The organism is Gammaproteobacteria bacterium (assembly GCA_036383255.1).
In the GTDB taxonomy this organism is placed as follows: Bacteria; Pseudomonadota; Gammaproteobacteria; order Natronospirales; family REEB76; genus DASUBN01.
In genome coordinates this window covers 1-24038 of record DASVOS010000015.1, presented here as the reverse complement: position 1 = coordinate 24038, position 24038 = coordinate 1, and the positions used below count along the sequence as shown (strand labels likewise).

Genomic DNA, 24038 nt, shown 5'->3' with positions numbered 1-24038 from the left:
CATGAAGCCCGCCGCCTGGCCCCTTCGCCGCGCAGTTGAGACGGTGAAGTCCGGCGGCGTGGTCGCCTACCCCACCGAGGCGGTCTACGGCTTGGGCTGCGATCCCCTCGAGTACCGGGCAGTGGCGCGCATCTTCGAGCTCAAGCAGCGCGACGCCGCCAAGGGGCTCATCCTCATCGCCTCCCGCATGGAGCAGCTCACGCCGTTCATGGCGCCGCTGCCCGCCGACGTGCGGCAGAAGCTCGCGGCCAGCTGGCCCGGGCCCGTCACCTGGGTGGTGCCGGCGGCGGAAGCGCTGCCGGACTGGCTCTCGGGCGGCCGCGCCACCCTCGCGGTGCGTGTCACGGCCCATCCCATCGCCTCCGCCCTGTGCGAGACCGCGGGCATGGCGCTGGTGTCCACTAGCGCGAACAAGAGCGGCCTGCCGCCGGCCCGCACGGCGCTCGCGGTGCGCGCGCAGTTCGGTGCCCGCGTGGACGCGGTGCTGCCCGGCCCCGTGGGCGGCCTCGCCAAGCCCACGGAGATCCGCGAAGCGCTCACTGGAAAGGTACTGCGCGCCGGCTGATACCATAGCGGCATGGACATCCAGGCCGTCGAGAGCTACTTCCGTTCCCTGCAGGACCAGATCACCTCCGCCCTCGAACAGGCGGACGGTAAGGGCCGTTTCCGGAAGGAGACCTGGCCGCGTCCCGAAGGCGGCGGCGGCGAGAGCCGCGTGCTGAGGCATGGAGGGCTTTTCGAACAAGCCGGCGTCAACTTCTCGGACGTGCACGGCAAGCAACTGCCACCCTCCGCCACCGCCCACCGGCCCGAACTCGCGGGCCGTGCCTGGCGGGCACTCGGCGTCTCCCTGGTGCTGCACCCCTGGAACCCCTACGTGCCCACGGTGCACATGAACGTGCGCTTCTTCTCGGCGCCGAAGGACGGCGCCGACACGGTGTGGTGGTTCGGCGGCGGCTTCGACCTCACCCCCTATTACGGCTTCGAGGAGGACGCGCGCCACTGGCACGCCAACGCCAAGGCCGCCTGCGACTCCTCCTTCGGCGCCGAGGCCTATGCCCGCTACAAGAAGTGGTGCGACGAGTACTTCTTCCTCAAGCACCGTAACGAGCCGCGCGGCGTCGGCGGGCTCTTCTTCGACGACCTGAACGCCGAGGGCTTCGAGCGCTCCTTCGCCTTCACCCGCGGCGTGGGCGACCACTTCCTGAAAGGGTATCTGCCCATCGTGGAGAAGCGCAGGGACACGCAGTACGGCGAGCGGGAAAGGCAGTTCCAGCTCTACCGCCGCGGCCGCTACGTGGAGTTCAACCTGGTGTGGGACCGGGGCACCCTGTTCGGCCTGCAATCCGGCGGCCGCACCGAGTCCATCCTCATGTCGCTCCCGCCGGAAGTGCGCTGGGAGTATGGCTGGAAACCGGAAGCCGGCTCGAAAGAAGCGGAACTGTATGAGAAATTCCTGGTGGTGAGGGATTGGGTATGACCGCGATACAGCCCTTCCACCTGGCCTTCCCGGTGCACGACCTCGAAGAGGCCCGCCGCTTCTATGCGGGACTCCTGGGTTGCCCCACGGGCCGCGAGTCCGGCGAGTGGATCGACTTCGATCTCTATGGGCACCAGATCGTGGCGCATCTCGCGCCGAAGGAAGCCGCGGCCGCCACCAACAAGGTGGATGGAGAGGACGTGCCGGTGCGCCACTTCGGCGTGATATTGGGATGGGACGACTGGGAGAAGCTGGCGGATCGGCTCAGGGGCAAGGTGAAGTTCATCATCGAGCCCGGCATCCGCTTCAAGGGCCAGGTGGGGGAGCAGGCCACCATGTTCTTCAAGGATCCCAGCGGCAACGCCCTTGAGTTCAAGGCATTCAAGGATCCGTCCAGGATATTCGCTCGTAACTAATCGCTGGCGAGTTCTAAGATTTCGGAAATCTTCGCCTCGAGCGGACCGGACTTTCCATGCTTCTTCGCTTTGAATTCTTCGAATAAACGAAAAATTTTTACACGCCCCACCTTAGGCACTAAAACAATCATGGGATTGTATTGCCTGTTTTTCCCCCAGACTTTTATGGCTTTTGCCTCGATTGGGTATTTTTGCTTCCAATCTGGTCGAGAACGATTGATAACAACACAGGCATCGCCTAGACGAGGAATTATTTCCGTCTCTAGATACTGAGACCAATGTTCGCTTTCAGTGTAAGAGACGAGAATCCATTTATTGGCAGGCCACTTTATTTTCAAAAGTGCATGAATCCAGAACGAAAGCAAAAATTCTTTTGCTAATACAAGAAGAATCACCGGACTTAAAAACACAAACAAGACAATGAGGATAGGAATCCCCACTACCAGTCCAAGCCATTTTATTATGTTCTTGCGCATCGACACGATTCTATCTCAGTAAGCAAAACGGTCTTCGAACCCCATGGATGTCGCCGAGCACTGGACTGAGCAAGGATAGCCCGAAGGGGCGAAGCCAGGACGGCGAGCCTCCACACGCGGCACAGGGATGTGCCGTGTGTGGAGCTCCGCAGCGAAGGAAGCGCGCAGGGAAGCCCACTTCGGGCCGGCATCCGGCGCGCCCTTTCTTTTCGCCCCTTTTCTTTGGGCGAGCAAAGAAAAGGGGCCCGTCGTGCGGGGGCGGAACCCCGCTCTCTTGATCAGATTCCAGCCTGACCCGCGATGAGCCCCACTGACACCAGCGCCACCACCACGACGCCGATGAAAACATAGAGCCAGTCCCGCGCACGTGCATTGGCGACCACGCCGGACAGCAGCCGCGCAAGGGGCGTGAGCAGCACCACCAGCAGCGCCGCATCGAACCAGCCGCTGGGCCGCATGCCGAGCATCCCGCGCCAGGCGGAGCGCGCGATGGCCGGCAACGAGCCTGAAGGCGGGGTGGGGAAATAGGCACCGCCGCGGAACAGCAGCAGCTCCAGGCCGACGAGGATGCACAGCACCACGAGGCCGATGCTCGCGCGCAGGATCCAGCGGGTGACGGCCTGGCGTTGGGCCTCCAGCTTCTCGCTCATGGCCGCAGGCCCTTATAGAGCATCTCCAGCGCCACCGCCATGAGCACCACGGCGAACAGGCGCCTGAGCTGCGCCACGGGCAGCCGCTTCATCCAGTGGCCACCCAGGTAGGCACCGCTCAGGGTCCCCAGCACCACCGGCGCGGCCACGAGCGGCGGCACGTCGCCGTGGGCGAGGTAGTAGCCCGCGCTGGTGGCGGCAGTGATGCCGATCATGAAGTTGGAGGTGGCGGTGGATACCTTGTAAGGCAGGCGCATGAGCCGGTCCATGGCCAGCACCTTGAACACGCCGGAACCGATCCCGAGCAGCGCCGAGAGCACGCCGGCGCCCAGCATGATGCCGAAGGCGGGCAGCACGCTCGTCACCTCATAGTTCTTCCACTCCCCGCCTTCCTGGTAGCGGCCGCCGAGCTTGAGGCGCCGGGCAAGGGGCGAACTGGCGGCTATGCCATCGGCCTTCCTGGAAGGGATGAGGGAGGCGACGGCGTTATAGAGCATGACGAGGCCGAACACCGTGAACAGTGCCCGGGCGGGCACGTCATGGGAAACCAGGGCGCCGAGGAGCGCGCCGGCGGAGGCGGCCATCTGCAGGAACAGCGCCACCCTGACGTTGGAGAGGCCCGTGCCCACGAAACGCGGCGCGGCTCCCACGGAGATGGCGATGACGCCGAACAGGCTCACGCCCACCGCCTCGGTGATGGGCAGGTGCAGCACCAGAGTGAGCAGCGGCACCACGATGATGCCTCCCCCCAGGCCCGTGAGGGCGCCGATGATGCCGCCGAGGAATCCGCCCAGCAAGGCGAAGCAGACGATGGCGAGGGGTGTCACCGGCGCTTGCCGTGCCTGAAGCAGCTGACCCGGTGATCATCCACCATGCCTGTCGCCTGCATGAATGCATAGCAGATGGTCGAGCCCACGAAGCGGAAGCCGCGCTTTTTCAAATCCTTGCTCATGGCGTCGGACTCGCGGGTGGTGGCGGGGATCTTGCCGCGCCAGCGGTTGCGCTTCGGCTTGCCGCCCACGAAGGACCAGATGTACTTGTCGAAAGTGCCGAACTCTTCCTTCACCGCGAGGAAAGCCTGGGCATTGGAGATGGCGCTCTCGATCTTGAGGCGGTTGCGTACTATGCCGGGGTCCTTGAGCAGCCGCGCCACGTCGCGCTTGCCGAACTTCGCCACCTTCCTGGGATCGAAACGGCCGAAGGCTCTCCGGTAGTTCTCCCGCTTGTGCAGGATGGTGGACCAGGAGAGGCCCGCCTGGGCGCCCTCCAGCAGCAGGAACTCGAACAGGCGCCGGTCGTCACGCACCGGCACGCCCCACTCCTTGTCGTGGTAGGCCGTATATAAGGGATCATCCGCGGGAGCCCAATGGCATCTGGCCTTGCCATCCGCGTGTTGGGGCTTCACTTGCGGTAATCCGGAGCTACATCCCCCACTCTCGCGTCCTTGAACCAGCGTTCGAACTCGGCGCAGCGGGCATGGCCCTCGGCGGGTGCCCAGGCCGCGAAATCCTTCTCCTCCGTGGGCACATAGGGGCCCCGCTTGCACTCGAACACCACGGTGGAGGGGGCGAGGGTCACGATGCCGTGCCAGGTGCCGGCGGGCGTCTCCAATCCCAGGGTCTCGCCGCCTGCCTTTAGGCGGGTCACGGCGGTGACCTTGCCATGATCGTCGAAGTAGAGCACCAGCATGTCGCCGCTCACGATGAGCAGGAGCTCCCACTTGTCCGGATGGCGGTGCGGGCGCACGTAGGTGCGCGGCTCCATGGCCATGCACATGCGCTGGATCGGGTCCTCGTGGCTGGGATGGAGGTTGTGGTGGGTGCGCAGGCGCGGCGAGGTGACGGCCTTGGCGTGCAGGGAGGCCACCAGGATTCTGTCTATGAGTTTCATAAGGAGACCCGGGGAAGGGCCTCCATTATACGGCGATGGCTAGAGAGTCCATTCCACGCGAGAAGCGAGCTCCTGCTCCATGGGCTGCACCGGCGTCGCGTTGTTGGTCACGATCGCGATGCTGCCCTTGCCCGCCGGCACGATCACGCCGTGGAAGCCGCCCTCATCCACCGGCACCGTGCGGTCCACGTGGATGTGGCGCAGCAGCATCACGGTCACGGGACCGTGGGCGCCCTGCACCACCAGGTGCGCCACCCGCTCGCCGCGGAACAGGCAGGTCTGGGCGTAGGTCACGTCCTGCATGCCGCCCTGCATGCCGGCGCCGGCCTTCTGCATCACACCCTCGACATAGGCTGCATCGTGCAGCAGTCCGCGGTCCGGGGCGATGGCCGGCAGTTCCTCGGGGTTCTCTATGTGCTGGACCACCGCCGCGGCCAGCGCCGCGTCCGCCGGATGCACGTGGCGCCAGGCGAAGGTGGCGAGCACGCTCACCATGGCCAGGCTCGCCGCGGCGGCGAGCCAGGGCCGCCAGGGGCGGCCGTGGTTCTTGAGGCTGCCATCCAGCGCGATGCGCGCCTCCAGGCCCTCCGGCACCGGCACCTTGAACGCCGCCTCCAGGCGCGCGTCCAGGGCCTGCATGTCGCGCACGAAAGCGGCGCAGGCGGCGCAGTCCTTGAGGTGCGCGGCGATGCCCTCGTCGCGCCGCTGCGGCTCGGCGCCGGCGATGCGGCGCACGTCGAGGCAGGTCAGGGATGCGCTCATGCCACGCCCTCCCCCAGCGCCGCGCCGGTGAGGCCGAGCAGCTCGCGCAACTGGTTGCGCGCCCGGTGCAGGCGCGTGAGCACGGTGCCCTGGGTGAGGCCGAGCGCGTCGGCGATCTCCTGGGTGGTGCAGCCCATCAGCACCTGCAGCGCCAGGGGCTCACGGTATTCGGGGGTGAGCTTCCACATGGCGCGGCGCACGTCCTGCAGGTCGGTGTCGCTGCCGCCCACGTTGGCCGTGGGGTCCACCAGCGGCAGGTCGTCTATGGCCACCGTGTCACGGCGTTTGGATAGCTCTCGCATGAACTCGTTCCGCAATATCGTTATCAGCCAGCGCCGGGCGGCGGCCTCCTCGCGCAGGGAGTCCAGGGACTTCCAGGCGCGCAACAGGGTCTCCTGCACCAGGTCCTCGGCCAGGGCGCGATCGCGACAGAGCCAGTAGGCATAACGGTAGAGGCCCGGCACCTGCGCGCGCGCCAGCATGTCGAAGCGGTGCTGATGCGTACCCATGCCTGCAGAGACCTGCCCGTCCGGGGATTTATTACGCTCGTCGGACATCAGCCGGACACCAGCGGCGCGACCCACAGCACGGGTCCGGTGGGCAGCCCGGTGGGGGAGCCGCCCTTGGGCTCCAGGGAGATGGCCAGGCCCTTGGAGGCGGCCAGGCGGCGGAAGAACCCGGGCGGCAGAGTCTTGCTGGCGAGGCCGGTCTCGTTCATGAGGCCCATGGGCACCGGGTTGCCGCTCTCGGGCAGCATCCACAGCTCATAGGACTTGCCCTCCGGCGGGGTGTTGACGGCGAGCGCCTTGAGGTCGATGCGCTGGGCCTCCGGATGCACGCTGATGAGCCAGAGCGGTCCGCCCTTGGCGTCGGACATGAGCGCGAACTCGGCGGGCTTGGCCTCGACCGGCGGCGCGTAGCGCTCGGTCACCACGATGACCGCCAGCAGGAGGGTCGCGGCCACCGCCCAGGTGCGCCAGAAGGTGTTGCGCAGGCGTTCGCTCCGCGGCCGCGACTCGGCGCGCACCCGGCCCATCAGCCGCCATAGCAGGTAGCCCGGCGGCTCCACGGGCTCCAGGCTGAGCGCGAGGCTCGCGAAATGGCTCTCCCACTGCACGACCTCAGCGGCGAGCGCCCGGCTCTCCATCATCAGGCGCTCGAAGCGCCGGCGCGCGGGACCGCGCAGGAGGCCCAGCACGTACTCGCCCGCCAGAAGGGTATGGAGCTTGGTGCCCTCGTATCTCATGCCGCTTCCAGGCAGCGCTTCAGGCTCTCGAGCCCGCGCCGCACCCAGCTCTTAACCGTGCCCACGGGCGAACCCACCCGCAGGGCGATCTCCTCATGGGTGCAGCCGTCGACATAGGCGAGCCGCACGCTGCGCTGTTGTCCGTCGTTCAGGCGACCCATGCATTCCTCCAGCCGGCGTTCCTCGGCGCGGCTCACGTTCACCGGGTCCTCCTGGACGCCGGCCAGCGCCGAGAGGGCGCCGTCCTCGTCCCCGTCCGCGTCGGTCTCCAGGGACACCTCGCGCTTCTCGCGGCGCAGCATGTCCAGGGCCCGGTAACGGCAGATGGACACGAGCCAGGTCATGGGCGCGCCCTTGTCGGCGGCGTAGCTGCCGGCGTTGCGCCACACGCTCAGGAGGGCGTCCTGCAGGGCCTCCTCGGCCAGGTCCCTGCGCTTCAAGATACGCAGCAGCACGGCGAAAAGTTGCGGGGAGACCTGCCGGTAGAGCTCCTGGAAGGCCGCCTGGCGGCCCTGGGCGCAGGCATGCAGCAGGTCGGTGAGCTGCCGGTTGCGGTCCTTGAGGTCGGCGGGAACGGCGGGCATGAGGCTTTGTAACCTTCTAGTTCGAACGGGTTAACTGGCTCATCCGGCGGGTTTGTTTTACCCTATTTAGCCCGATTTTGCAGCCTTCCACCCGTCCGTGCAGGTCAGGAGCCAGATCCCTTGAAGACCCCGTCCCGGCCCCGCGGCGGCTATCCCGCCATCCGCCCGCGTCGCATGCGCCGCGACGGCTTCTCACGCAGGCTCATGCGCGAGACGCGCCTCGCGGCGGAGGACTTCATCTATCCCGTGTTCGTGATCGAGGGCAAGGGCAAGCGCGAGGCCATCGCCTCCATGCCCGGCATCGAGCGCGTCAGCGTGGACCTCCTGCTGAAGGAAGCGGAAGACTGCATGAAGCTCGGCATCCCCGCGCTCGCGCTGTTCCCGGTGACGCCGGCCGCGAAGAAGTCCTTGGACGCGGCCGAGGCCTGGAACAAGAAGGGCCTCGCCCAGGAGGCGGCCCGCGCACTGAAGAAACGTTTCCCCGAACTCGGCGTCATCACCGACGTGGCGCTGGATCCCTTCACCACCCACGGCCAGGACGGCATCGTGGACACCGAGGGCTACGTGCTCAACGACAAGAGCGTGGAGGCGCTGGTGCGCCAGGCACTCTCCCACGCCGAGGCCGGCGCCGACGTGGTGGCACCCTCGGACATGATGGATGGCCGGGTCGGCGCGATCCGCGAAGCGCTGGAAGCCAAGGGCCACGTCAACACCCGCATCCTCGCTTACTCCGCGAAGTACGCCTCCAGCTTCTACGGCCCGTTCCGCGACGCCGTGGGCTCCGCCAAGAGCCTCGGCAAGGGCGACAAGCACACCTACCAGATGGATGTCGCCAACAGCGACGAGGCGCTGCGCGAGGTGGAACTCGACCTCGCCGAGGGCGCCGACATGGTGATGGTGAAGCCAGGCCTGCCCTACCTCGACATCGTGCGCCGCGTGAAGGACGCGTTCGGCGCGCCCACCTTCGTGTACCAGGTGAGCGGCGAGTATGCGATGCTGATGGCCGCGGCCCGGAACGGCTGGCTGGACGAACGCGCCTGTGCGCTCGAGTCCCTCACCGCCATCAAGCGCGCCGGCGCCGACGGCATCCTCACCTACTTCGCCAAGCGCGCCGCCGGCTGGATCAAGGAAGGCGCGTAAGCCCAAGCCCATGTCGTCCCACGCTTCCGACCGCTACGCCATCATCGGCCACCCCGTGGAGCACAGCCTCTCGCCGGGCATCCACGCCGCCTTCGCGCGCCAGACCGGCCAGCGCCTCGAGTACAGCCGCATCGAGGCGCCGCCCCACGGTTTCGCCGCCGCGCTGCGCGGCTTCCTCGCCGGCGGCGGCAAGGGCCTCTCGGTGACGCTGCCGTTCAAGGAGGAGGCGTTCGCGCTCTGTCATGAGCTGACCGCCCGGGCCAAGAAGGCGCGCGCCATCAACACCCTGGCGGTGCGCGAGGACGGCACCCTGCTGGGCGACAACACCGACGGCGCGGGGCTGGTGCGCGACCTCAAGCTCAACCGCCACATGACCCTGAAGGGCAAGCGCGTACTGCTGCTGGGCGCCGGGGGCGCCGCGCGCGGCGTGCTCACGGCGCTCTTGGAGGAGAAGCCGGCGCTGGTGCACATCGCGAACCGCAACCCGGAGCGGGCCGAGCGGCTCGCCGAGCGCCACGTCATGCACGGCGTGCGCGGCGGCGGCTACGACGCGATCCGCGGCACCTTCCACCTGGTGCTGAACGCCACCTCCGCCAGCATGAGCGGCGAGATGCCGCCGGTGCCGCACGACTGCCTGGACCCGAGCGCCGTGTGCTACGACCTGTTCTACGCCGAACGCCCCACCGTGTTCATGCTGTGGGCCGAGCGCGAGGGCGCCGCCCGCGTGTTCGACGGCTGGGGCATGCTGGTGGAGCAGGCCGCGGAGGCCTTCCAGCTCTGGCGCGGCGTGCGTCCCGACACGCGCGAGCTGCTCGACGCGCACCACGCCTGAACCCCATGCGCGCCGCCAACATCGTCATCGCCGCCTCGGTCGCCGCCATCACGGTGAGCGCGTGGGCCTGGTTCAACCAGCCGGACCACGAGCCGCTGTGGCCGGAGCGCATCCAGGGCTTCGCGTTCTCGCCCTACCGCGCCGGCGAGGACCAGATCAACCACGTCTTCCCCACCGAGGCCGAGATCGACGCGGACTTGAAGCTCCTGAGCGGCAAGACCGACTCCATCCGCACCTACACCATGGAGGGCAGCCTGGTCGACATCCCGCGCCTCGCCGCACCCTACGGCATGAAGGTGATGCTGGGTGCCTGGGTGGACTCCGACCAGGAGAAGAGCGCAGCACAGGTCGCCAAGCTCATCGACGTCGCCAACCACTACCGCGACGTGAAGCAGGTGATCGTGGGCAACGAGGTGGTGCTCACCGGAATCCTGCCCACCGAAGACCTCATCAAGTATCTGGACCAGGTGCGCGGCTCCGTGCGCCAGCCGGTGGGTACCGCCGAGACCTGGAGCACCTGGATGCTGCATCCGGAGCTCGTGGACCACGTGGACTTCATGGCGGTGCACATGCTGCCGTACTGGGAGGGCGTGGACGTGGAGCAGGCGGTCGAGTACATCGACGACCGCATGCAGGACCTGGAGAAGCGCTACCCGGACAAGCCCATCATCATCGACGAGGTGGGCTGGCCCTCCTACGGCCGCACCCGCCATGCCGCCGTGGCCTCACCCGCCAACGAGGCCATGTTCCTGCGCCGCTTCATCGACCTCGCGCAGCGCCGCGAGTGGACCTACCGCATCATGGAGGCCTTCGACCAGCCCTGGAAGGAGCAGAGCGAGGGCGCGGTGGGCGCCTACTGGGGCGTGTGGGACGTGAACCGCCAGCAGAAGTTCGCCATGCGCAGGCCCATCGTGCGCATCCCCGAGTGGCCCATGCTGGCCGGGTTCTCGGTCTTGATCTCCATGGTGCTGGTGATGCTGATCTTCGGCCGCAGCCGGACCCTGCAGAAGCGCGGGCGCAGCTTCATCGCGGTGGTGGTGTACACCGCCACCACCACGCTGGTGTGGGTGTTCTACGACTACACCCAGCAGTACCTGACGGTCACCAACGTCGCGGTGGGGCTGCTGCTGTTCGTGGGCATGGCAGGGGTGCTATTGGTGCTGCTGGCCGAGACCCACGAGTGGGCCGAGGCCCACTGGGTCACCGTGCGCCGGCGCGCATTCGAGCCGCTGAGGTCCGCGGACATGGACCTGCCGCTGGTCTCCATCCATGTGCCGGCCTACGACGAGCCGCCGCAGATGCTGAAGGAGACGCTGGATGCGCTCGCCCGCCTCGACTACCCGCGCTTCGAGGTGCTGGTCATCGACAACAACACGCCGGACGAGGCCACCTGGAAGCCGGTGCAGGCGCATTGCGCGCGGCTCGGCGCCCGCTTCCGCTTCTTCCACGTCGCCCCGCTGGCCGGCTTCAAGGCCGGCGCGCTCAACTTCGCGCTGAAGCACACCGCCGCCGAGGCCGAGATCATCGCGGTCATCGACAGCGACTACGTGGTGGACCCGCGCTGGCTGCGCGACCTGGCGCCGCTGTTCCGCAACCTGCGCATGGGCGTGGTGCAGGCGCCGCAGGACTACCGCGACGCGGGCGAGAACGCGTTCAAGGCCATGTGCCACGCCGAGTACCGCGGCTTCTTCTACATCGGCATGATCACGCGCAACGAGCGCAACGCCATCATCCAGCACGGCACCATGACCATGATCCGCCGCGCGGTGCTGGAGGAGGTGGGCGGCTGGTCGGAGTGGAGCATCACCGAGGACGCCGAGCTCGGCCTCAAGGTGTTCGAGGCGGGCCTGGAGGCGGCCTACATCCCGAGGAGCTACGGCGGCGGCCTCATGCCGGACACGCTGCTGGACTACAAGAAACAGCGCTTCCGCTGGGCCTACGGCGCGGTGCAGATACTCAAGCATCACCTGCGCCCGCTGCTCGGCCGCAGCAAGCTCTCGCTCGGCCAGCGCTACCACTTCCTGGCCGGCTGGCTGCCCTGGCTCTCGGACGGCTTCAACCTCGTCTTCAACCTGGCGGCGGTCGGCTGGTCTCTGGGCATGGCCGCGTTCCCCCAAGTCATCGATCCGCCGCTCATGATCTTCTCGGCGCTGCCGCTGGCGCTGTTCGTGTTCAAGATCCTCAAGTTGCTGCACCTCTACAGCACGCGGGTGGGCGCCAGCCCGCGCCAGACCCTGGCGGCGGCGGTGGCGGGCCTCGCGCTCAGCCACACCATCGGCCTCGCGGTGATGCAGGGCCTGTTCACCCGCGACCAGCCGTTCTTCCGCACCCCCAAGCGCGTGGCCAGCCACGCCTGGCTGCAGGCGCTGGCCGACAGCCGCGAGGAGATCCTGCTGATGCTGGGGTTGTGGCTGGCGGCGTTCGCCGTCTACCTGGAGGTGGGCACTGTGATGCTGGACCTGAAGGTATGGGTGGCGGTGCTGCTCATCCAGTCCATCCCCTACTTCGCCGCGCTGCTGGTGTCGCTGGTGAGCGCGTTCCCCAAGCTGCCGGCGCGCTACGTGGGCCGCGCCGAGGACATGGATGCGCTGGCTCACGTTGTGCTCGCAGACGAGCACAACTCCTGACCGCTCACAGCCCAGCCCGTGCATCCCTGCACGGGCGTCCGCGGCGTGCCGCGGACCCCTGCACCGCTCCTCATTCTTCTCGATCTCTGCGAAGACTTTAAAAGTCGATCAGGTTGCCGATGACGAACTGGCGCTCGGTGGCGCCCGGCAGCTTCACCAGCGGCCAGGCATAGGTCACGTAGATCACGCCGCCGTAGGCGCTGCGCACGTCGCCGAGGCGCAGCGCGATGCCGCCGTCGATGAGCGTGCGGCTCCAGCCGGCGCCGCCCAGCCGGCGGATCTGCCCGAAATCGCCGTACACTTCGAACCCCACCCGGAAGATGTTCAGCAGGTAGGCGTCGCTGAAGTAACGGTCCGCGACGTGACCCTGCCAGCGGCGGTCCCCGATCAGGTAGTAGTTCGGATAGCCCGGCATGCCCTGCACGCCTCCCAGGTACTGCAGGTCCTCCGGGTCCGCGCGCAGGCCGAAGCCGGCCTCGCCGTGCAGCACCAGGGTCTGGCGCGGCAGGCTCTGGTTGTAGAGCGTGAACGCCAGCTGCGCGAAGCCGCCCTGCTCGCGTCCCTGCTGGTGGCGGCCGCGCAGCTCGCCGCTCGCCAGGAGCAGACTCGCCTCCGAGGGCGTGCCGCCGTAGCTGGCGGTCAGGTCGTAGAGCCAGGCCGGCACGCGGCTGCCCAGCTGCTCGCTGAAGTAGCCGAGCCTGGCCTTGTGGTCCCAACCGAGGTTGTAGTCCTCGGTACGCCCGATCAGCGCGAGGTCGGTGAAGCTCGCGAAGTGGTCCTCGAAGTATTCGAAGTCGCCGGCGAAGCCGACGTAGCGCCGCGGCATGAGGGTCGGCCGGGCCAGCGCGTTGGGCGGGAACTGCTGCAGCGCGCCGTAGCGGATGTCCTGGTTGATGTAGCTCACGCCGGCGCGGGTGCCGCTGCCGCTCTCGCCGTCCCAGCCGAGCAGCCACATGGACCCAAGCTCGAAGTCCTGGCTGATGTCCGGCGCGCGCCAGGCCACCTGCGAGTTCTCGTAGAAATTGAGGTTCTGCTGCTGGTCCAGGTAATGCAGCGTCGCCGACCAGGGTGCCTGGTCCTCGTAGAACGGCTGGCTGAAATCGAGCGCGCGGGTGAAGCCGTCGGAGAGGTGGGCGTAGGTGGTGGCGAAGGTCCAGCGGCTGCCCCACACCGCGGGGTCCTTGTAGCTGACCTGGTTGCGGCTGCGCTGCACGTCGCTCTGGTGGCCGACCGCGAGCGTCTTGCCGGTGCCGAGGAAGTCCACGTCCTCGAACGAGGCCCCCAGGCTGCTCTGGCCGCCCACGTGGGCGAAGTTCAGGTCGAACTTCAGCGACCAGGCGTCCTTCACGTGCGCCTCCACCACCACCGAGTGGCCGATGCAGCCGGCGGGCTTGATGTCGGCGAAGCGCAGGTAGGGCAGCGCGCGCAGGCGCCGCTCGCTCTCGTAGATGCGGCGCGCGTCCACGGTCTGCCCGGGCCGGATCAGCAGCTCGTCGCGGATGACGTGGTCGTGGGTGTTGATGTGCAGCGCGTTGGCGGTGCGGCCGTACCAGGTGTTCTCCTTCCGGTCGCTGAGGTCGAACACCCCGTCCACGGTGATCTTGATGTCCTTGATCTCGTAGCCGTCCTGCTCCAGGACCTGCCACAGGTGCTCGCCCTCCCAGCGCTCGGGCACCGAGGCATCCGGCAGCGGGCAGGCATCCATGGATTCGACGGGTTCGTCCGCGAGCGCGGCGGCGGCGCAGCAGGACAATAGCAGCGCCGCGGTGAAGCGCGCGCGCGCGCCGCTCCGCCTCGACAGGGCTGCTACGACTCCTTGTAAGACTGGGCGCAAACCGGTTCCTTTGCGGCCACCCTCCCCGGGGCGGCGTCTCTTTCGTTATGTACCAAGCATACCGGAGGATGCCTCCAGGGGGCGGCAAGTAGGCATATGGAAACAGCTCAGGGCAGGCCCTGCAGGCGGGCCACCGGGGTCCAGCGGGCCACCCGCCGGGCGCGGCGGGAGGCTGCGTCCTCGCCGTCATAGTCCATGGGCCGGGGCGGCGAGGTCAGGCGCTCACGCTCGTCCAGGGCATTCGCGTTCAGCACCGCGTAGCGGCCGCCGTCCATCTCCGCGACTGCCAGGAGGTACACGCCGCAGCGTCGGCACAGGATGAAGTCGGTGATCCGCAGGCCGAACCGGTACTTCTGGACCAAGGAAGCATCCCCGGCGCTGACGCTCACGCGGCCGGAGGGATCGGAGGTGCTGATGACGCCGTGGGCGCGGCAGAAGGAGCACTGGCAGGCACGCAATGGCAGCACCGAGGGATCGAGCGCGGTCTCGAACTCGAGCGTGAGGTTGCCGCAGTGGCAACGGCCCGCGAGTGTCACGCGGCGAGCGTCCCCGCCAGTGCGGCGAGAGTGGTGCTGCAGGGGGCGGCGAGCCTGAACTCCAGTAGCGCGTCGGCGCGGGTCGCGCCGAGGTTCACCGCCGCCACCGGCGTGCCGGCTTCAGCCGCCGCCCGGACCAGCCGGTAGCCGGACCAGACCATGAGCGAGGAGCCGACCACCAGCAGCGCGTCGGCCCGCTGCACCTGCTCGGCAGCGGCGCGGGTGTCCGCCGGCGGGATCGCATCGCCGAAGAACACCACCGCGGGCTTGAGCACGCCGCCGCAGCGCGCGCAGGCCGGCACCTCGAAACCGGAGAAGTCGCGCCCTTCGAGGTCCGCGTCGCCGTCCGGTGCGTGGCTGGCGCTCAGCTGGGTCCAGGCCAAGTTGCGCGCCTCGAGTTCCTGCTGCAACACCGTGCGCGGGATGCGCGCACCGCAGGCTAGGCAGGCCACCTCGTCGAGCCGGCCGTGCAGGTCGGTGACCGCGCGGCTGCCGGCCTGCTGGTGCAGGCCGTCCACGTTCTGGGTGATGAGATGCGCCACGTGCCCGCGCCGCTCCATGTCCGCGAGCGCCGCGTGGGCGGCGTTGGGCCGGGCACGGGCGAAGTGGCGCCAGCCCAGGAGGCTCCTCGCCCAATAGCGTTGGCGCACCGCATGGCTCGCCACGAAGTCGCGCTGCTGCACCGGCGGCTTGCGCTTCCAGTTGCCGGCCTCGTCGCGGTAATCGGAGATGCCGGAGTCGGTGCTGCAGCCGGCGCCGGTGAGCACGACGAGGTGCCGGCGCGGCCGGCACCACTCGGCGAGACGCGCCGCGCCGTCCATCACGCCAGTGCCAGCACCGCGCCCATGATGCAGAAGCCGATGACGTCGTAGCCGGCGTTGATGAGGAAGAGCGTGAGGCTCTTGCGCTCGAACAGGTAGTTGATGCCGGTCATGGCGACGGCGATGACCGCGCCCAATAAGCCGACCGTGAGGCCATGGCTCAGGCCCTCGCCCGCGGCGGCGCTGTTCTGCATCACCCAGTCCAGCACCGCGGCCGCCACCAGGAGCAGCAGGAAGGTGCCGCCGAAGGTGCGGCCCATCTCCTTGCCCGTGGGCTTGTAGGCGGGATCTCCGCCGGACTCGCGCACCCACGCCTTGGCGAACAGCACCGGCGAGTACCAGACGGAACCCAGGGCGAACATGGCGACGGCGGCGAGGAAGATGCCGAGGTAGTTCATGGCGGCTCCTTCGAAGGGCCTGGACGGGACATCCACTATATCCGCTCCCGCCAGGGAATTCCGGCGGGCCGCGGCGGTCCTAGTCGGATAACCGCTATCCCCACGACTCACTATCCGCTAGGCTCAATCCATGCATACCCCCGCAGACTCCCGCGGCCTGCCGCGCAAACTCGGCGCCTGGACCGGTGCCGCCGTGGTGGTGGGCGTCATCATCGGCAGCGGCATCTACAAGGTGCCGGCGCCGGTGGCGGCGGACACCGGCAGCCTCACCGGCATCGCGCTGGTGTGGGTGCTGGGCGGCCTCATCTCCCTGTTCGGCGCGCTCTCGGTGGCCGAGCTCGCCGCCGCCTTCCCGGACGCGGGCGGCCCCTACGTGTACCTGCGGGAATCCTTCGGCAAGCCGCTGGCCTTCATGTTCGGCTGGATGTGGCTCGTCACCACGCCCAACTCCTGGGCCGCCCAGGCGGTGACCTTCGCCAGCTACTTCGGCAGCGCGGTGGAGTTCAACGCGTTCCAGGTGAAACTGGTGGCCGCCTCGCTCATCACGCTGCTCTCGGGCGTGAGCTACTACTCGGTGGGCCTCGGCGCCTGGGTGCAGAACCTCTCCACCGGCGCGAAGCTCATCGGCCTCGCCGGCCTCGCGGTGGCGCTGTTCGCTGCTGCGCCCCACCCGGGCGCGACGCTCGCCGGCGTCGCTTCCGGCGGCGTGCTGTGGGGCGGCGTGGGCGTGGCGCTCATCGCCACGCTGTGGGCCTACGACGGCTGGGCCAACCTCACTGCTCTCTCGGGCGAGATGAAGGACCCGCAGAAGAGCCTGCCCAAGGCGCTCATCATGGGCACGCTGGTGACGCTCGCGGTCTACCTCACCATGAACGCGGCCTTCGCCGTGTCGTTGCCCTTCGAGCAGCTCGCCGCCTCCAAGGCGGTGGCCAGCGATGCGGTGACGGCGGTGCTGGGCTCCGGCGCGGCCGTGGTGATCGTGGCGCTGGTGATGGTCTCCACCTTCGGTTCCATGAACGGCAGCATCCTCTCGGACCCGCGGGTGTTCTACGCCATGGCCGAGGACGGCCTGTTCTTCAGGTCGGTGGGCAAGATCCACCCGCGCTTCCAGACGCCCCATGTGGCCATCGTGTTCAGCTGGGCGCTCGCCATCGTGTTTGTGTTCTGCCGGGACTTCCTCGACCTCGCCGAGGCCTACGTGCTCGGCATCTGGCCGTTCCTGGCGCTCTCGGTCGTCGGCCTGTTCATCCTTCGCCGCCGCCAGCCGGATCTCGCGCGACCCTACCGGGTGTGGGGCTACCCCGTGGTGCCGGTGCTGTTCGTGCTGGGCACGCTGCTGGTGATCGGCGACACGTACTACGAGCTGTTCCGGGACGCACCGCTCATCACCGCCATCAACCTCGGCCTCATCCTGGCGGGACTGCCCATCTACTGGGTGTGGGTGCGCTTGCAGGACAAGAAAACCTCTTGATTTTCAATAAGTTGAGCTAAATAAACGAATAATCGTCTGTTTTTATGCCAGTAAATTGACAATTGTTCGTCGGCGGCACGAAAATATCGAATGCTCGATGCCATCGACCGCCGCATCCTCGCCATCCTCCAGGCCGATGCCCGCACAGCGAACGCCGAGATCGCCCGCCAGGTAGGTCTCGTCCCCTCGGCCGTGCTGGAGCGCATCCGGCGCCTGGAGAAACAGGGTGTCGTACAGGGCTATACGGCCCGCCTGGCGCCGAAAGCGGTGGGCCTGGGGCTGGCGGCCTTCGTGGCGGTGCGCACCCAGGAGCGCGCCGAGGTGATGGAGGTGGTGCGCCAGCTCGCCAAGTTTCCGGAGGTGCTGGAGGTGCACTACGTCGCGGGCGAGGACTGCATCCTGCTCAAGGCACGCGCCGCCGACACCGAGGACCTGAGCCGCCTGCTGCGCGAGCGCTTCGGCAAGATCCGCGGGATCGTCTCCACCCGCAGCACCGTGGTGCTGGAGAGCATCAAGGAGACCTCCGAACTGCCCATCAAGGAGCAGGAATAGGCCCGCTCCGGGCCCGGTCCTGTCAGCTGCATGTCCGCCGACCACCGCCACGCTTCTCCCACCCGCATCGCCCTCGGTTTCGCCGCGGTCTACACCTTGTGGGGCTCCACCTATCTCGGCATCCGCTTCGCGGTGGCGAGCATGCCGCCGTTCCTGATGGCGGGCACCCGCCACCTGATCGCGGGCTTCCTGCTCTACGTCCTGTTCCGCCTGCGCGGCGAGCCCAAGCCCACCCGCGTGCACTGGCGCAGCGCCACGCTCCTGGGCGGCCTCCTGCTGCTCGGCGGCAACGGCCTGGTGTCGGTGGCGGAGCAGACCGTCCCCTCCGGCATCACCGCGCTGATGGTCGCGGCGGTGCCGTTCTGGATGGTGCTGCTGAACGCGCTGGAGAAGGGTTCTGCGCCGCGCCTCTCGGTGCTGGCGGGCCTCGCGCTCGGCGTGGTGGGCCTCATGATCCTGGTGTTCCCGTCCGGCGGTCAGGCGCCCGACCACGTGGACCCCACCGGCATCTGGGTGCTGCTGGCGGCCACGTTCTCCTGGGCCATGGGCTCGCTCTACGCGCACCGCGCGCCGCTGCCCTCCTCCACCTTCCTCGGCATCGGCATGGAGATGATCGCCGGCGGCGTGCTGTGCTGGCTGGTGGGCCTCGCCAGCGGCGAGGGCGCGGCGCTGCACGTCGCCGCCTTCACGCCCAAGTCGCTGCTGGCCTTGGGCTACCTCATCGTGTTCGGCTCGGTGCTGGGCTTCTCCGCCTACGTGTGGCTGCTCAAGGTCACCACCCCGGCGCGCGCCTCCACCTATGCGTTCGTGAACCCGGTGATCGCGGTGCTGCTGGGCTGGGCCATGGCGGGCGAGCCGCTCACGCCGCGCATCGCGCTGGCCGGCGGCACCATCGTGGCGGCGGTGTGCCTGATCCTCTATTTCGGCTCCACCCGGGCCAAGCCGGAACCCGCCCCGGAGGCCTGAACCCCGGCGTAGAATCTCCCGATACGCGGGCGCCGCCCGCAGCACCGGAGAGATCAGCCATGCTCGTGGTCACCACCGAGAACGTCACGGGTTACAGGGTCAAGGAAGTGAAGGGCCAGGTGTTCGGCGTGGTGGTCAGGAGCCGCGGCCTCGGCGGCAACATCATGGCCGGCCTGCGCTCCATCGTCGGCGGCGAGATCACCGAGTACACCCAGCTCCTGGAAGAGGCGCGCCGCCACGCAGTGGACCGCATGGTGGCGAACGCCCAGGCCATGGGCGCGAACGGCATCGTGATGATGCGCTTCGATTCCTCGGAGATCGGCCAGGTGATGAGCGAGATCGTGGCCTACGGCACCGCCGTCAGCCTCGAGAAGGCCTGATGCTGCGCAAGCTGCTGTTCTTCGTCGCGGTGGGCTGCCTGGTGCTGGGCCTGTTCACCCTCGCCACGGGACTCTGGCCGGCGGCGTTCTGGCTGCTGGTGAACGGCAGCGTGCTGACCCTCGGCCTCGTGTTCGAGCGCTGGCGCTACAAGCCGGCGCAGGCGCCCCACGCCGCGAAGGGCGTGCCCACCGGCGAGCGGTTCATCGACCCGGAGACCGGGGCGCTGATGGAAGTCTATTACGACGCTGCCACCGGAGAGCGGAGCTACGTGCGCCTCAGCGACACGCCGTGAATTGATTGAAAGCCGGGGTTTTGTGCTGCGCTTCCTGCCGCGCACAAAACACTGGGCGGGCTCCTGCCCGCCCGCTCTTCGCATGCGACGAGCCTAGAGGTTGATCTTGTACTGCTTGGTCATCCGCTCGGAATCGTCGGCCAAGTTGAGCTCGTGACGCACCCGGATCAGCTGGTCGCCGTACTTCTCGTGCTGCTTGCCGCAACCTTCGCACTTGAAGGTCGGGTTGGTCTCGAGCCAGCGCAGCTTCTTGGTCATGGCCTTGCCGCAGCCCGGGCAGGTCATGTGCACGTCCACGTCCATGATCACGGTGTTCATCGTCTCGATCCCCCGGCCACAAGTTGACGTCCTTGGGATATTACACCCCGTCCAGGCACCTGTCCGCCCTGGGCCGCGTACGCACGCACTGACAGCGCGTGTAGGCCACGTCTGACTGCCCCCTGCCCCCGCGCTCCCTAGACTGGCCATGTCCACAGAAACCTATAAGAAGCGGGCCATGACCAGGGATCCCTCCAGCCACCGGGTGATGCTGCACGACGCCGCCGTGTGCTGCCACCTGTGCGACCCGCCGCAGCGGGTGGAAGTGCCGGCACGGGTCTTCTACCGTCTCAGGGACAGCGACTTCATCACTTGCCCCAATGGCCACCAGGGCACGCTGCTGGAGTACAAGCACGCCGCCTGCCACCTGGCCAAGCCTCACGGTCCCTTCATCCGCTACGACCATCACCCGGCCGACTGGGCTACTGACGACCGCTGAATCCGCGGCTCGCGGCGCAACCTTCAACGTGGATTTGGCCTTGCCCGGCGCGGGAAAGGCGGCCTTGGCGCCGCGCCTGTCCGTCCCCCTGGGACTTCTGCTATTTTCGCGCCAGACGCCCCCCGGGAGCCGCCCGTTTGCCCAGCCTGTTCACGCGCCTGCCGCCCATGCGCAGCCTCAACCGCAGCATGCTGTTGATCGGCGTGACGCTGCTCCTGTGGACCTTCGACCTGGCCTGGGAGCTGGTGCTCACGACGGGCCTGTACGCGGCAGACGGCGTGGACCGCTGGCGGCAGGTCATCGGGCCCCGGATCATGGAGCACGTGCTGCTGCTGCCGGTGCTGATCCTCTGCTACATGGCTGCGATGCGGGTCTCACGCGTCGTGTCCAACACCCTGCTCGCCGGCCTCGCGCAGCTGGCCCTGAGCCTGGTGTTCGCCTCGGTACCCCGGGTTGCGCTGTTCATAGGGTTCTACGTCGTTGCCGGCGACATCAATGCTGGCGGCACGCACTATGGCGATTTCTGGCAGGCAGTGTTCGCTCCGGCGCCCTGGCTCGCCATGGCGCTGGTGAATTTCATGGTGTACCTGCTGGGCCTGTTCATCCTGCTCGGCATCGACACCCGCCTCGACCTCGAGAACGAACGCATCCGCGCTTCCGAGCTGTACGCGCGCTGGCTCAACGCACGCCTCGACACCCTGCGCGGCCAGCTCAACCCGCACTTCCTGTTCAACAGCCTGCACACCATCTCCTCGCTGCTGCTGGTGGACCCGCGCCGCGCCGACAAGCTGCTGGCCGACTTCAGCGACGTGCTGCGCATCTCGCTGCGCGAGGGCCAGCGTGAGTTCGCCAGCGTGCGCGAGGAGCTGGACTACGCGCGCCGCTACCTCGCGATCGAGGAGACCCGCTTCGAGGACCGGCTGGAGACGCGCTTCCGCATCGACGACGCGAGCCTCGGCGGGCGTGTGCCGAGCCTGATCCTGCAGCCCCTGATCGAGAACGCCATCAAGTACGGCATCTCCAACAGCGCCGGCAGCAACTGCGTGGTCGTCGAGGCCAAGCGCGGTGGCGACACCCTGGTACTGGAGGTGAGCAATGACTTCCGCGCGGATGCCTCGCCGGTGAGCCCGGACCGCAAGCACGGCATCGGCCTGACCAACGTGCGCGAGCGCCTGGTGGCGATCTACGGTGGCGACTTCACGCTCTCCTCCCAGGCGCTGCCGGGCGACCGCTGGTCTACCCGCATCAGCGTGCCGTACCAGGAAGTGGCGGGCGTCTGAGGCGCGTCGGCGCCCGTTATACTGGCGGCGGAAACCCATGCACGAGCCAGGGGAGACATAGCGTGATCCGGGTGATGATCATCGACGACGAGCCCCACGCACGCCTGAAGCTCGCGGCGCTCATCAAGGGCGCACCGGACCTGGAGCTCGCCGGAGTCTGCCAGAACGGCCTGGAGGCGGTGGCGGCGATCCGCCGCGAGCGCCCTGACCTCGTGTTCCTGGACATCCAGATGCCGGAGCTCGGCGGCTTCGAGCTGCTGGACGTGCTCGGCAAGGATCGTCCGCCCTACATCATCTTCACCACCGCCTACAGCGAGTACGCGGCCCAGGCCTTCGAGGTGGAGGCGGTGGACTACCTGCTCAAGCCCTTCGACGCCAGCCGCTTCGAGCGCGCCCTGGGGCGGGCCCGCCGCCTCATCAGCGAGACCGGCGGCGCCCCGGCGCAGGGTGAGGGCCTCGACCGGCACCTCAGCCAGCTCGCTTCCCTCCTGGACAAGCGCCTCGGCAAGGCCCGCATCCTGGTGAAGGTGGGCACCGCGATCCGCCCGCTGGACGCCGGCGCCATCCTGTACGTGGAATCCGAGGGCGACTACCTCAAACTCGTGCTGCAGGGCGAGGAGCTGCGCATCCGCGAGCGCATGAAGGACATCGAGGACCAGGTCGCCGACGCAGGCTTCGTGCGCATCCACCGCTCGGTACTGGTGAACCTGGACCACGTGCGGGAGATGAAGCCCAAGAAGCACGGCGACTACGAGTTCCAGATGGCCGACGGCAGTCGCTTCGTCTCCGGCTCCACTTACCGCGGCAACGTGCGCCGCATCCTCGAGCAGCGCACCCGGCGCGGTGACTGAAAAACCCTCCCTGGATGCTTTCATCCCGTCCCCGGCCGCTTCCACCCTCTTAAAGGCCTCCTAGACCCCGTAAACGGGCCTATCCGCGGCCATCCGTCCACCTGGAGCCATCCAGGGGGCTCTGGCAGTCTTGCCCCATTCGTCGGCCGAGGCGGCCGACGAACCCCATTCCCTAGCCGGAGGATCCAGCCATGATCCGTGTCCTGGTGGTCGACGACGAACCCTTCGCCCGCAGCAAGATCCGCGCCTTCCTCGGGTCCCACCCCGACTTCGAGATCGTGGGCGAGTGCGGCGATGGCCGCGACGCCCTCGGCAAGCTGGAGACGCTCACGCCGGACGCGCTGTTCCTGGACGTGCAGATGCCGCACCTGGACGGCATGCAGATGATGGGCCGGGTCCCCCCGGCCAAGCGCCCCTACACGGTCATGACGACCGCCTACGATCACTACGCGGTGAAGGCCTTCGAGGTGGACGCCATCGACTACCTGCTCAAACCCTTCGATGCCGGCCGCTTCGAGGCGGCGCTGGGCCGTATCCGCGCCTTCGTGGAACGCGACCAGCGCGCCGAGGGCCGCGTGGACATCGACCTGCTGATGAAGAACCTGGGCAACACGCGCCCACAACCGGCGCCGGTGGCCCGCTCGGAGCGGGTGCCGGTGAAGATCGGGCGGCGCGTGCGCTTCCTGTCCACCACCCACATGCGCTGCATCCGCGCCGACCGTGACTACGTGAACATCCACATGACCACCGGCGAGGTGATCCACACCAGCGACCGCATCTCGCAGATGGAGGAGAAGCTCACCGGCCTGCCGTTCCTGCGCATCCACCGCTCCACCATCGTGAACCTGGAGCAGGTCCGCGAGGTGCGCTCCATGGGCGCGTTCTACGACTTCCTGCTTGCCGGCGAGGAGAGCGCCACCTCCGGCTGCACCTACAAGCGCGAGATCCACGCCCTCCTGACCAGCTGGAAAAAGGCCGGCGACAAGCGAATTAACTGAGGCCAACCCCCCTCCCGTTTCTTCCTTCTCTTTCGGCTCGCTTTTTAAAGCGTCGCGAGCGAAGGGAGGGCAAGGCGCGCAAGGCGCGCAGGAGGGAGTGCACTCTTATGTGCATGACCGACTGCGAGTCCGAAGCGCAACGCAGCCATCCCGAGCGCAGCAGCTTTAAAAGCGAGACGCAAAAAAAAGCGGCCCCCATATGGGGGCCGCTCAGTCTCACCTGGGTCCGATCGCTTAGAACTTCACTGTGACACGGCCGTAGAACTCGCGGCCAGGCACACGGTAGAACGCCGGCAGGAAGCTGTTGGCGAACGCCGTCAGCGCGGTCGGCGGCTGCTTATCGAAGACGTTCCGGATACCGAACGTGAGGTCGGTATTCCAGCCGTCCAGGTGGTAGCCGAACTGCCAGTCGTGATAGACCGTCTTGCCGATGTAGTTCGACGACGTGCCGGCCGAGGTCCCCAGGTTGGAGCAGAGGCCGCCGGTGAAGCCGGCCTTCGGGCAACCCTCGGTCATGGAGTAGATGTACTGCACATTCCACACCGCGGTGAAGTCGCCGTAGTTCCAGTTGAGGCTCAGGTTCGCCTTCTGCTTCGGGAACCCGCCGAACGCCGTCGTGCTGCCGGCTAGCTCCGTGGGAGTGAAGCCGGTGGCAGAGGCGCTGTTCGGCACGACCTGCACGAAGCTGCGCAGGAACGTCCAATCCAGGCCCACCTTGAAGTCGCCCACGGAGGTCGAGGGCAGCTTGTAGTGGGTCGCCAGGTCGATACCGTTGGTGGTGATGCCGCCGATATTGAC

General features: G+C 67.8%; 30 protein-coding genes. 15 read left to right on the top strand and 15 right to left on the bottom strand.

Annotated features, from left to right (window positions below; all coding sequences use genetic code 11):
• The first annotated feature begins 1 nt into the window (after nucleotide 1).
• The 3 genes from VF651_10100 to VF651_10090 are packed head-to-tail and all read left to right on the top strand — an operon-like array spanning nucleotide 2 to nucleotide 1896.
• On the top strand, nucleotides 2–565 hold the full coding sequence (locus tag VF651_10100; protein ID HEX7966060.1) for a Sua5/YciO/YrdC/YwlC family protein: 564 nt from the start codon (nucleotides 2–4) through the stop codon (nucleotides 563–565).
• 12 nt (nucleotides 566–577) lie between these two features.
• Nucleotides 578–1480, top strand: a complete 903-nt coding sequence (gene hemF / locus VF651_10095) for an oxygen-dependent coproporphyrinogen oxidase (protein HEX7966059.1) — start codon at nucleotides 578–580, stop codon at nucleotides 1478–1480.
• A complete protein-coding gene (locus VF651_10090; GenBank protein HEX7966058.1) occupies nucleotides 1477–1896 on the top strand; it encodes a VOC family protein in 420 nt (139 codons plus the stop codon). Before hemF ends, VF651_10090 begins: the two co-directional genes overlap by 4 nt.
• Here VF651_10090 and VF651_10085 read toward each other — a convergent pair.
• The 9 genes from VF651_10085 to VF651_10045 form a co-directional block, all read right to left on the bottom strand.
• Nucleotides 1893–2372, bottom strand: coding sequence for a hypothetical protein (locus VF651_10085; GenBank protein ID HEX7966057.1), 480 nt, complete (start codon nucleotides 2370–2372; stop codon nucleotides 1893–1895). The genes VF651_10090 and VF651_10085 overlap by 4 nt on opposite strands.
• 278 nt (nucleotides 2373–2650) lie before the next feature.
• On the bottom strand, nucleotides 2651–3022 hold the full coding sequence (locus VF651_10080; protein ID HEX7966056.1) for a DUF1634 domain-containing protein: 372 nt from the start codon (nucleotides 3020–3022) through the stop codon (nucleotides 2651–2653).
• A complete protein-coding gene (locus tag VF651_10075; protein HEX7966055.1) occupies nucleotides 3019–3849 on the bottom strand; it encodes a sulfite exporter TauE/SafE family protein in 831 nt (276 codons plus the stop codon). Before VF651_10075 ends, VF651_10080 begins: the two co-directional genes overlap by 4 nt.
• A complete protein-coding gene (locus VF651_10070) occupies nucleotides 3846–4427 on the bottom strand; it encodes a DNA-3-methyladenine glycosylase I (protein HEX7966054.1) in 582 nt (193 codons plus the stop codon). Before VF651_10070 ends, VF651_10075 begins: the two co-directional genes overlap by 4 nt.
• Nucleotides 4424–4912 carry a WbuC family cupin fold metalloprotein gene (locus VF651_10065; GenBank protein HEX7966053.1) on the bottom strand — a complete coding sequence of 163 codons (489 nt, stop codon included), beginning with the start codon at nucleotides 4910–4912 and terminating at the stop codon, nucleotides 4424–4426. Before VF651_10065 ends, VF651_10070 begins: the two co-directional genes overlap by 4 nt.
• A 39-nt stretch (nucleotides 4913–4951) precedes the next feature.
• Nucleotides 4952–5674: a DUF3379 family protein gene (locus VF651_10060; protein ID HEX7966052.1), complete on the bottom strand. Its 723-nt coding sequence runs from the start codon at nucleotides 5672–5674 to the stop codon at nucleotides 4952–4954.
• A complete protein-coding gene (locus VF651_10055) occupies nucleotides 5671–6231 on the bottom strand; it encodes a sigma-70 family RNA polymerase sigma factor (GenBank protein HEX7966051.1) in 561 nt (186 codons plus the stop codon). Before VF651_10055 ends, VF651_10060 begins: the two co-directional genes overlap by 4 nt.
• The gene (locus VF651_10050) at nucleotides 6231–6920 is read right to left on the bottom strand and encodes an anti-sigma factor (protein ID HEX7966050.1); all 690 of its coding nucleotides are present in this window, start codon (nucleotides 6918–6920) and stop codon (nucleotides 6231–6233) included. The genes VF651_10055 and VF651_10050 overlap by 1 nt, the downstream gene beginning before the upstream one ends.
• The gene (locus VF651_10045) at nucleotides 6917–7504 is read right to left on the bottom strand and encodes a sigma-70 family RNA polymerase sigma factor (GenBank protein HEX7966049.1); all 588 of its coding nucleotides are present in this window, start codon (nucleotides 7502–7504) and stop codon (nucleotides 6917–6919) included. The genes VF651_10050 and VF651_10045 overlap by 4 nt, the downstream gene beginning before the upstream one ends.
• Nucleotides 7505–7624: 120 nt before the next feature.
• On the opposite strand from VF651_10045, the gene hemB reads away from it, so the two are divergent.
• From hemB to VF651_10030, 3 genes are read left to right on the top strand one after another with little or no spacing between them, the layout of a single operon-like run.
• Nucleotides 7625–8644, top strand: coding sequence for a porphobilinogen synthase (hemB, locus tag VF651_10040; GenBank protein HEX7966048.1), 1020 nt, complete (start codon nucleotides 7625–7627; stop codon nucleotides 8642–8644).
• 10 nt (nucleotides 8645–8654) lie between these two features.
• Complete coding sequence (gene aroE, locus VF651_10035; protein ID HEX7966047.1) at nucleotides 8655–9476, top strand: shikimate dehydrogenase; 822 nt, start codon at nucleotides 8655–8657, stop codon at nucleotides 9474–9476.
• 5 nt (nucleotides 9477–9481) lie between these two features.
• Nucleotides 9482–12103, top strand: a complete 2622-nt coding sequence (locus tag VF651_10030) for a glycosyltransferase (protein HEX7966046.1) — start codon at nucleotides 9482–9484, stop codon at nucleotides 12101–12103.
• 97 nt (nucleotides 12104–12200) lie between these two features.
• Here the strand turns inward: VF651_10030 and VF651_10025 are convergent, their stop codons facing one another.
• From VF651_10025 to VF651_10010, 4 genes are all read right to left on the bottom strand, one after another.
• Complete coding sequence (locus tag VF651_10025) at nucleotides 12201–13937, bottom strand: hypothetical protein (protein ID HEX7966045.1); 1737 nt, start codon at nucleotides 13935–13937, stop codon at nucleotides 12201–12203.
• A gap of 107 nt (nucleotides 13938–14044) precedes the next feature.
• On the bottom strand, nucleotides 14045–14473 hold the full coding sequence (locus tag VF651_10020) for an aldehyde-activating protein (protein ID HEX7966044.1): 429 nt from the start codon (nucleotides 14471–14473) through the stop codon (nucleotides 14045–14047).
• The gene (locus VF651_10015; GenBank protein ID HEX7966043.1) at nucleotides 14470–15294 is read right to left on the bottom strand and encodes an NAD-dependent protein deacetylase; all 825 of its coding nucleotides are present in this window, start codon (nucleotides 15292–15294) and stop codon (nucleotides 14470–14472) included. Before VF651_10015 ends, VF651_10020 begins: the two co-directional genes overlap by 4 nt.
• A complete protein-coding gene (locus tag VF651_10010; GenBank protein ID HEX7966042.1) occupies nucleotides 15294–15692 on the bottom strand; it encodes a DUF1761 domain-containing protein in 399 nt (132 codons plus the stop codon). Before VF651_10010 ends, VF651_10015 begins: the two co-directional genes overlap by 1 nt.
• A gap of 130 nt (nucleotides 15693–15822) precedes the next feature.
• Between VF651_10010 and VF651_10005 the strand changes: the two genes are divergently transcribed.
• The 5 genes from VF651_10005 to VF651_09985 all read left to right on the top strand — a co-directional run bounded on the left by VF651_10005 (nucleotide 15823) and on the right by VF651_09985 (nucleotide 19354).
• Nucleotides 15823–17163 carry an amino acid permease gene (locus tag VF651_10005; GenBank protein HEX7966041.1) on the top strand — a complete coding sequence of 447 codons (1341 nt, stop codon included), beginning with the start codon at nucleotides 15823–15825 and terminating at the stop codon, nucleotides 17161–17163.
• Nucleotides 17164–17253: 90 nt separating this feature from the next.
• On the top strand, nucleotides 17254–17715 hold the full coding sequence (locus tag VF651_10000; GenBank protein HEX7966040.1) for an Lrp/AsnC family transcriptional regulator: 462 nt from the start codon (nucleotides 17254–17256) through the stop codon (nucleotides 17713–17715).
• Nucleotides 17716–17745: 30 nt separating this feature from the next.
• Entirely contained in the window at nucleotides 17746–18681 is a 936-nt protein-coding gene (locus tag VF651_09995; protein ID HEX7966039.1) for an EamA family transporter, read from the top strand.
• A 59-nt stretch (nucleotides 18682–18740) separates the two neighbouring features.
• Nucleotides 18741–19061, top strand: coding sequence for a YbjQ family protein (locus VF651_09990; protein HEX7966038.1), 321 nt, complete (start codon nucleotides 18741–18743; stop codon nucleotides 19059–19061).
• Nucleotides 19061–19354, top strand: coding sequence for a hypothetical protein (locus VF651_09985; GenBank protein ID HEX7966037.1), 294 nt, complete (start codon nucleotides 19061–19063; stop codon nucleotides 19352–19354). Before VF651_09990 ends, VF651_09985 begins: the two co-directional genes overlap by 1 nt.
• 93 nt (nucleotides 19355–19447) lie before the next feature.
• On the opposite strand, the gene VF651_09980 is transcribed toward VF651_09985, so the two are convergent.
• Nucleotides 19448–19672: a hypothetical protein gene (locus tag VF651_09980; GenBank protein ID HEX7966036.1), complete on the bottom strand. Its 225-nt coding sequence runs from the start codon at nucleotides 19670–19672 to the stop codon at nucleotides 19448–19450.
• 178 nt (nucleotides 19673–19850) lie between these two features.
• Between VF651_09980 and VF651_09975 the strand changes: the two genes are divergently transcribed.
• From VF651_09975 to VF651_09960, 4 genes are all read left to right on the top strand, one after another.
• Nucleotides 19851–20111 (top strand): hypothetical protein, encoded by a 261-nt coding sequence (locus VF651_09975; GenBank protein HEX7966035.1) that lies wholly within the window; start codon nucleotides 19851–19853, stop codon nucleotides 20109–20111.
• 137 nt (nucleotides 20112–20248) lie between these two features.
• Complete coding sequence (locus VF651_09970; GenBank protein HEX7966034.1) at nucleotides 20249–21391, top strand: histidine kinase; 1143 nt, start codon at nucleotides 20249–20251, stop codon at nucleotides 21389–21391.
• 62 nt (nucleotides 21392–21453) lie between these two features.
• Nucleotides 21454–22242, top strand: coding sequence for a LytTR family DNA-binding domain-containing protein (locus tag VF651_09965; protein ID HEX7966033.1), 789 nt, complete (start codon nucleotides 21454–21456; stop codon nucleotides 22240–22242).
• A gap of 191 nt (nucleotides 22243–22433) precedes the next feature.
• Nucleotides 22434–23240, top strand: coding sequence for a response regulator (locus VF651_09960; GenBank protein HEX7966032.1), 807 nt, complete (start codon nucleotides 22434–22436; stop codon nucleotides 23238–23240).
• Between the two features lie 234 nt (nucleotides 23241–23474).
• Here VF651_09960 and VF651_09955 read toward each other — a convergent pair.
• The coding region (locus VF651_09955; protein ID HEX7966031.1) for a hypothetical protein at nucleotides 23475–24038 on the bottom strand (564 nt) is incomplete at its 5' end.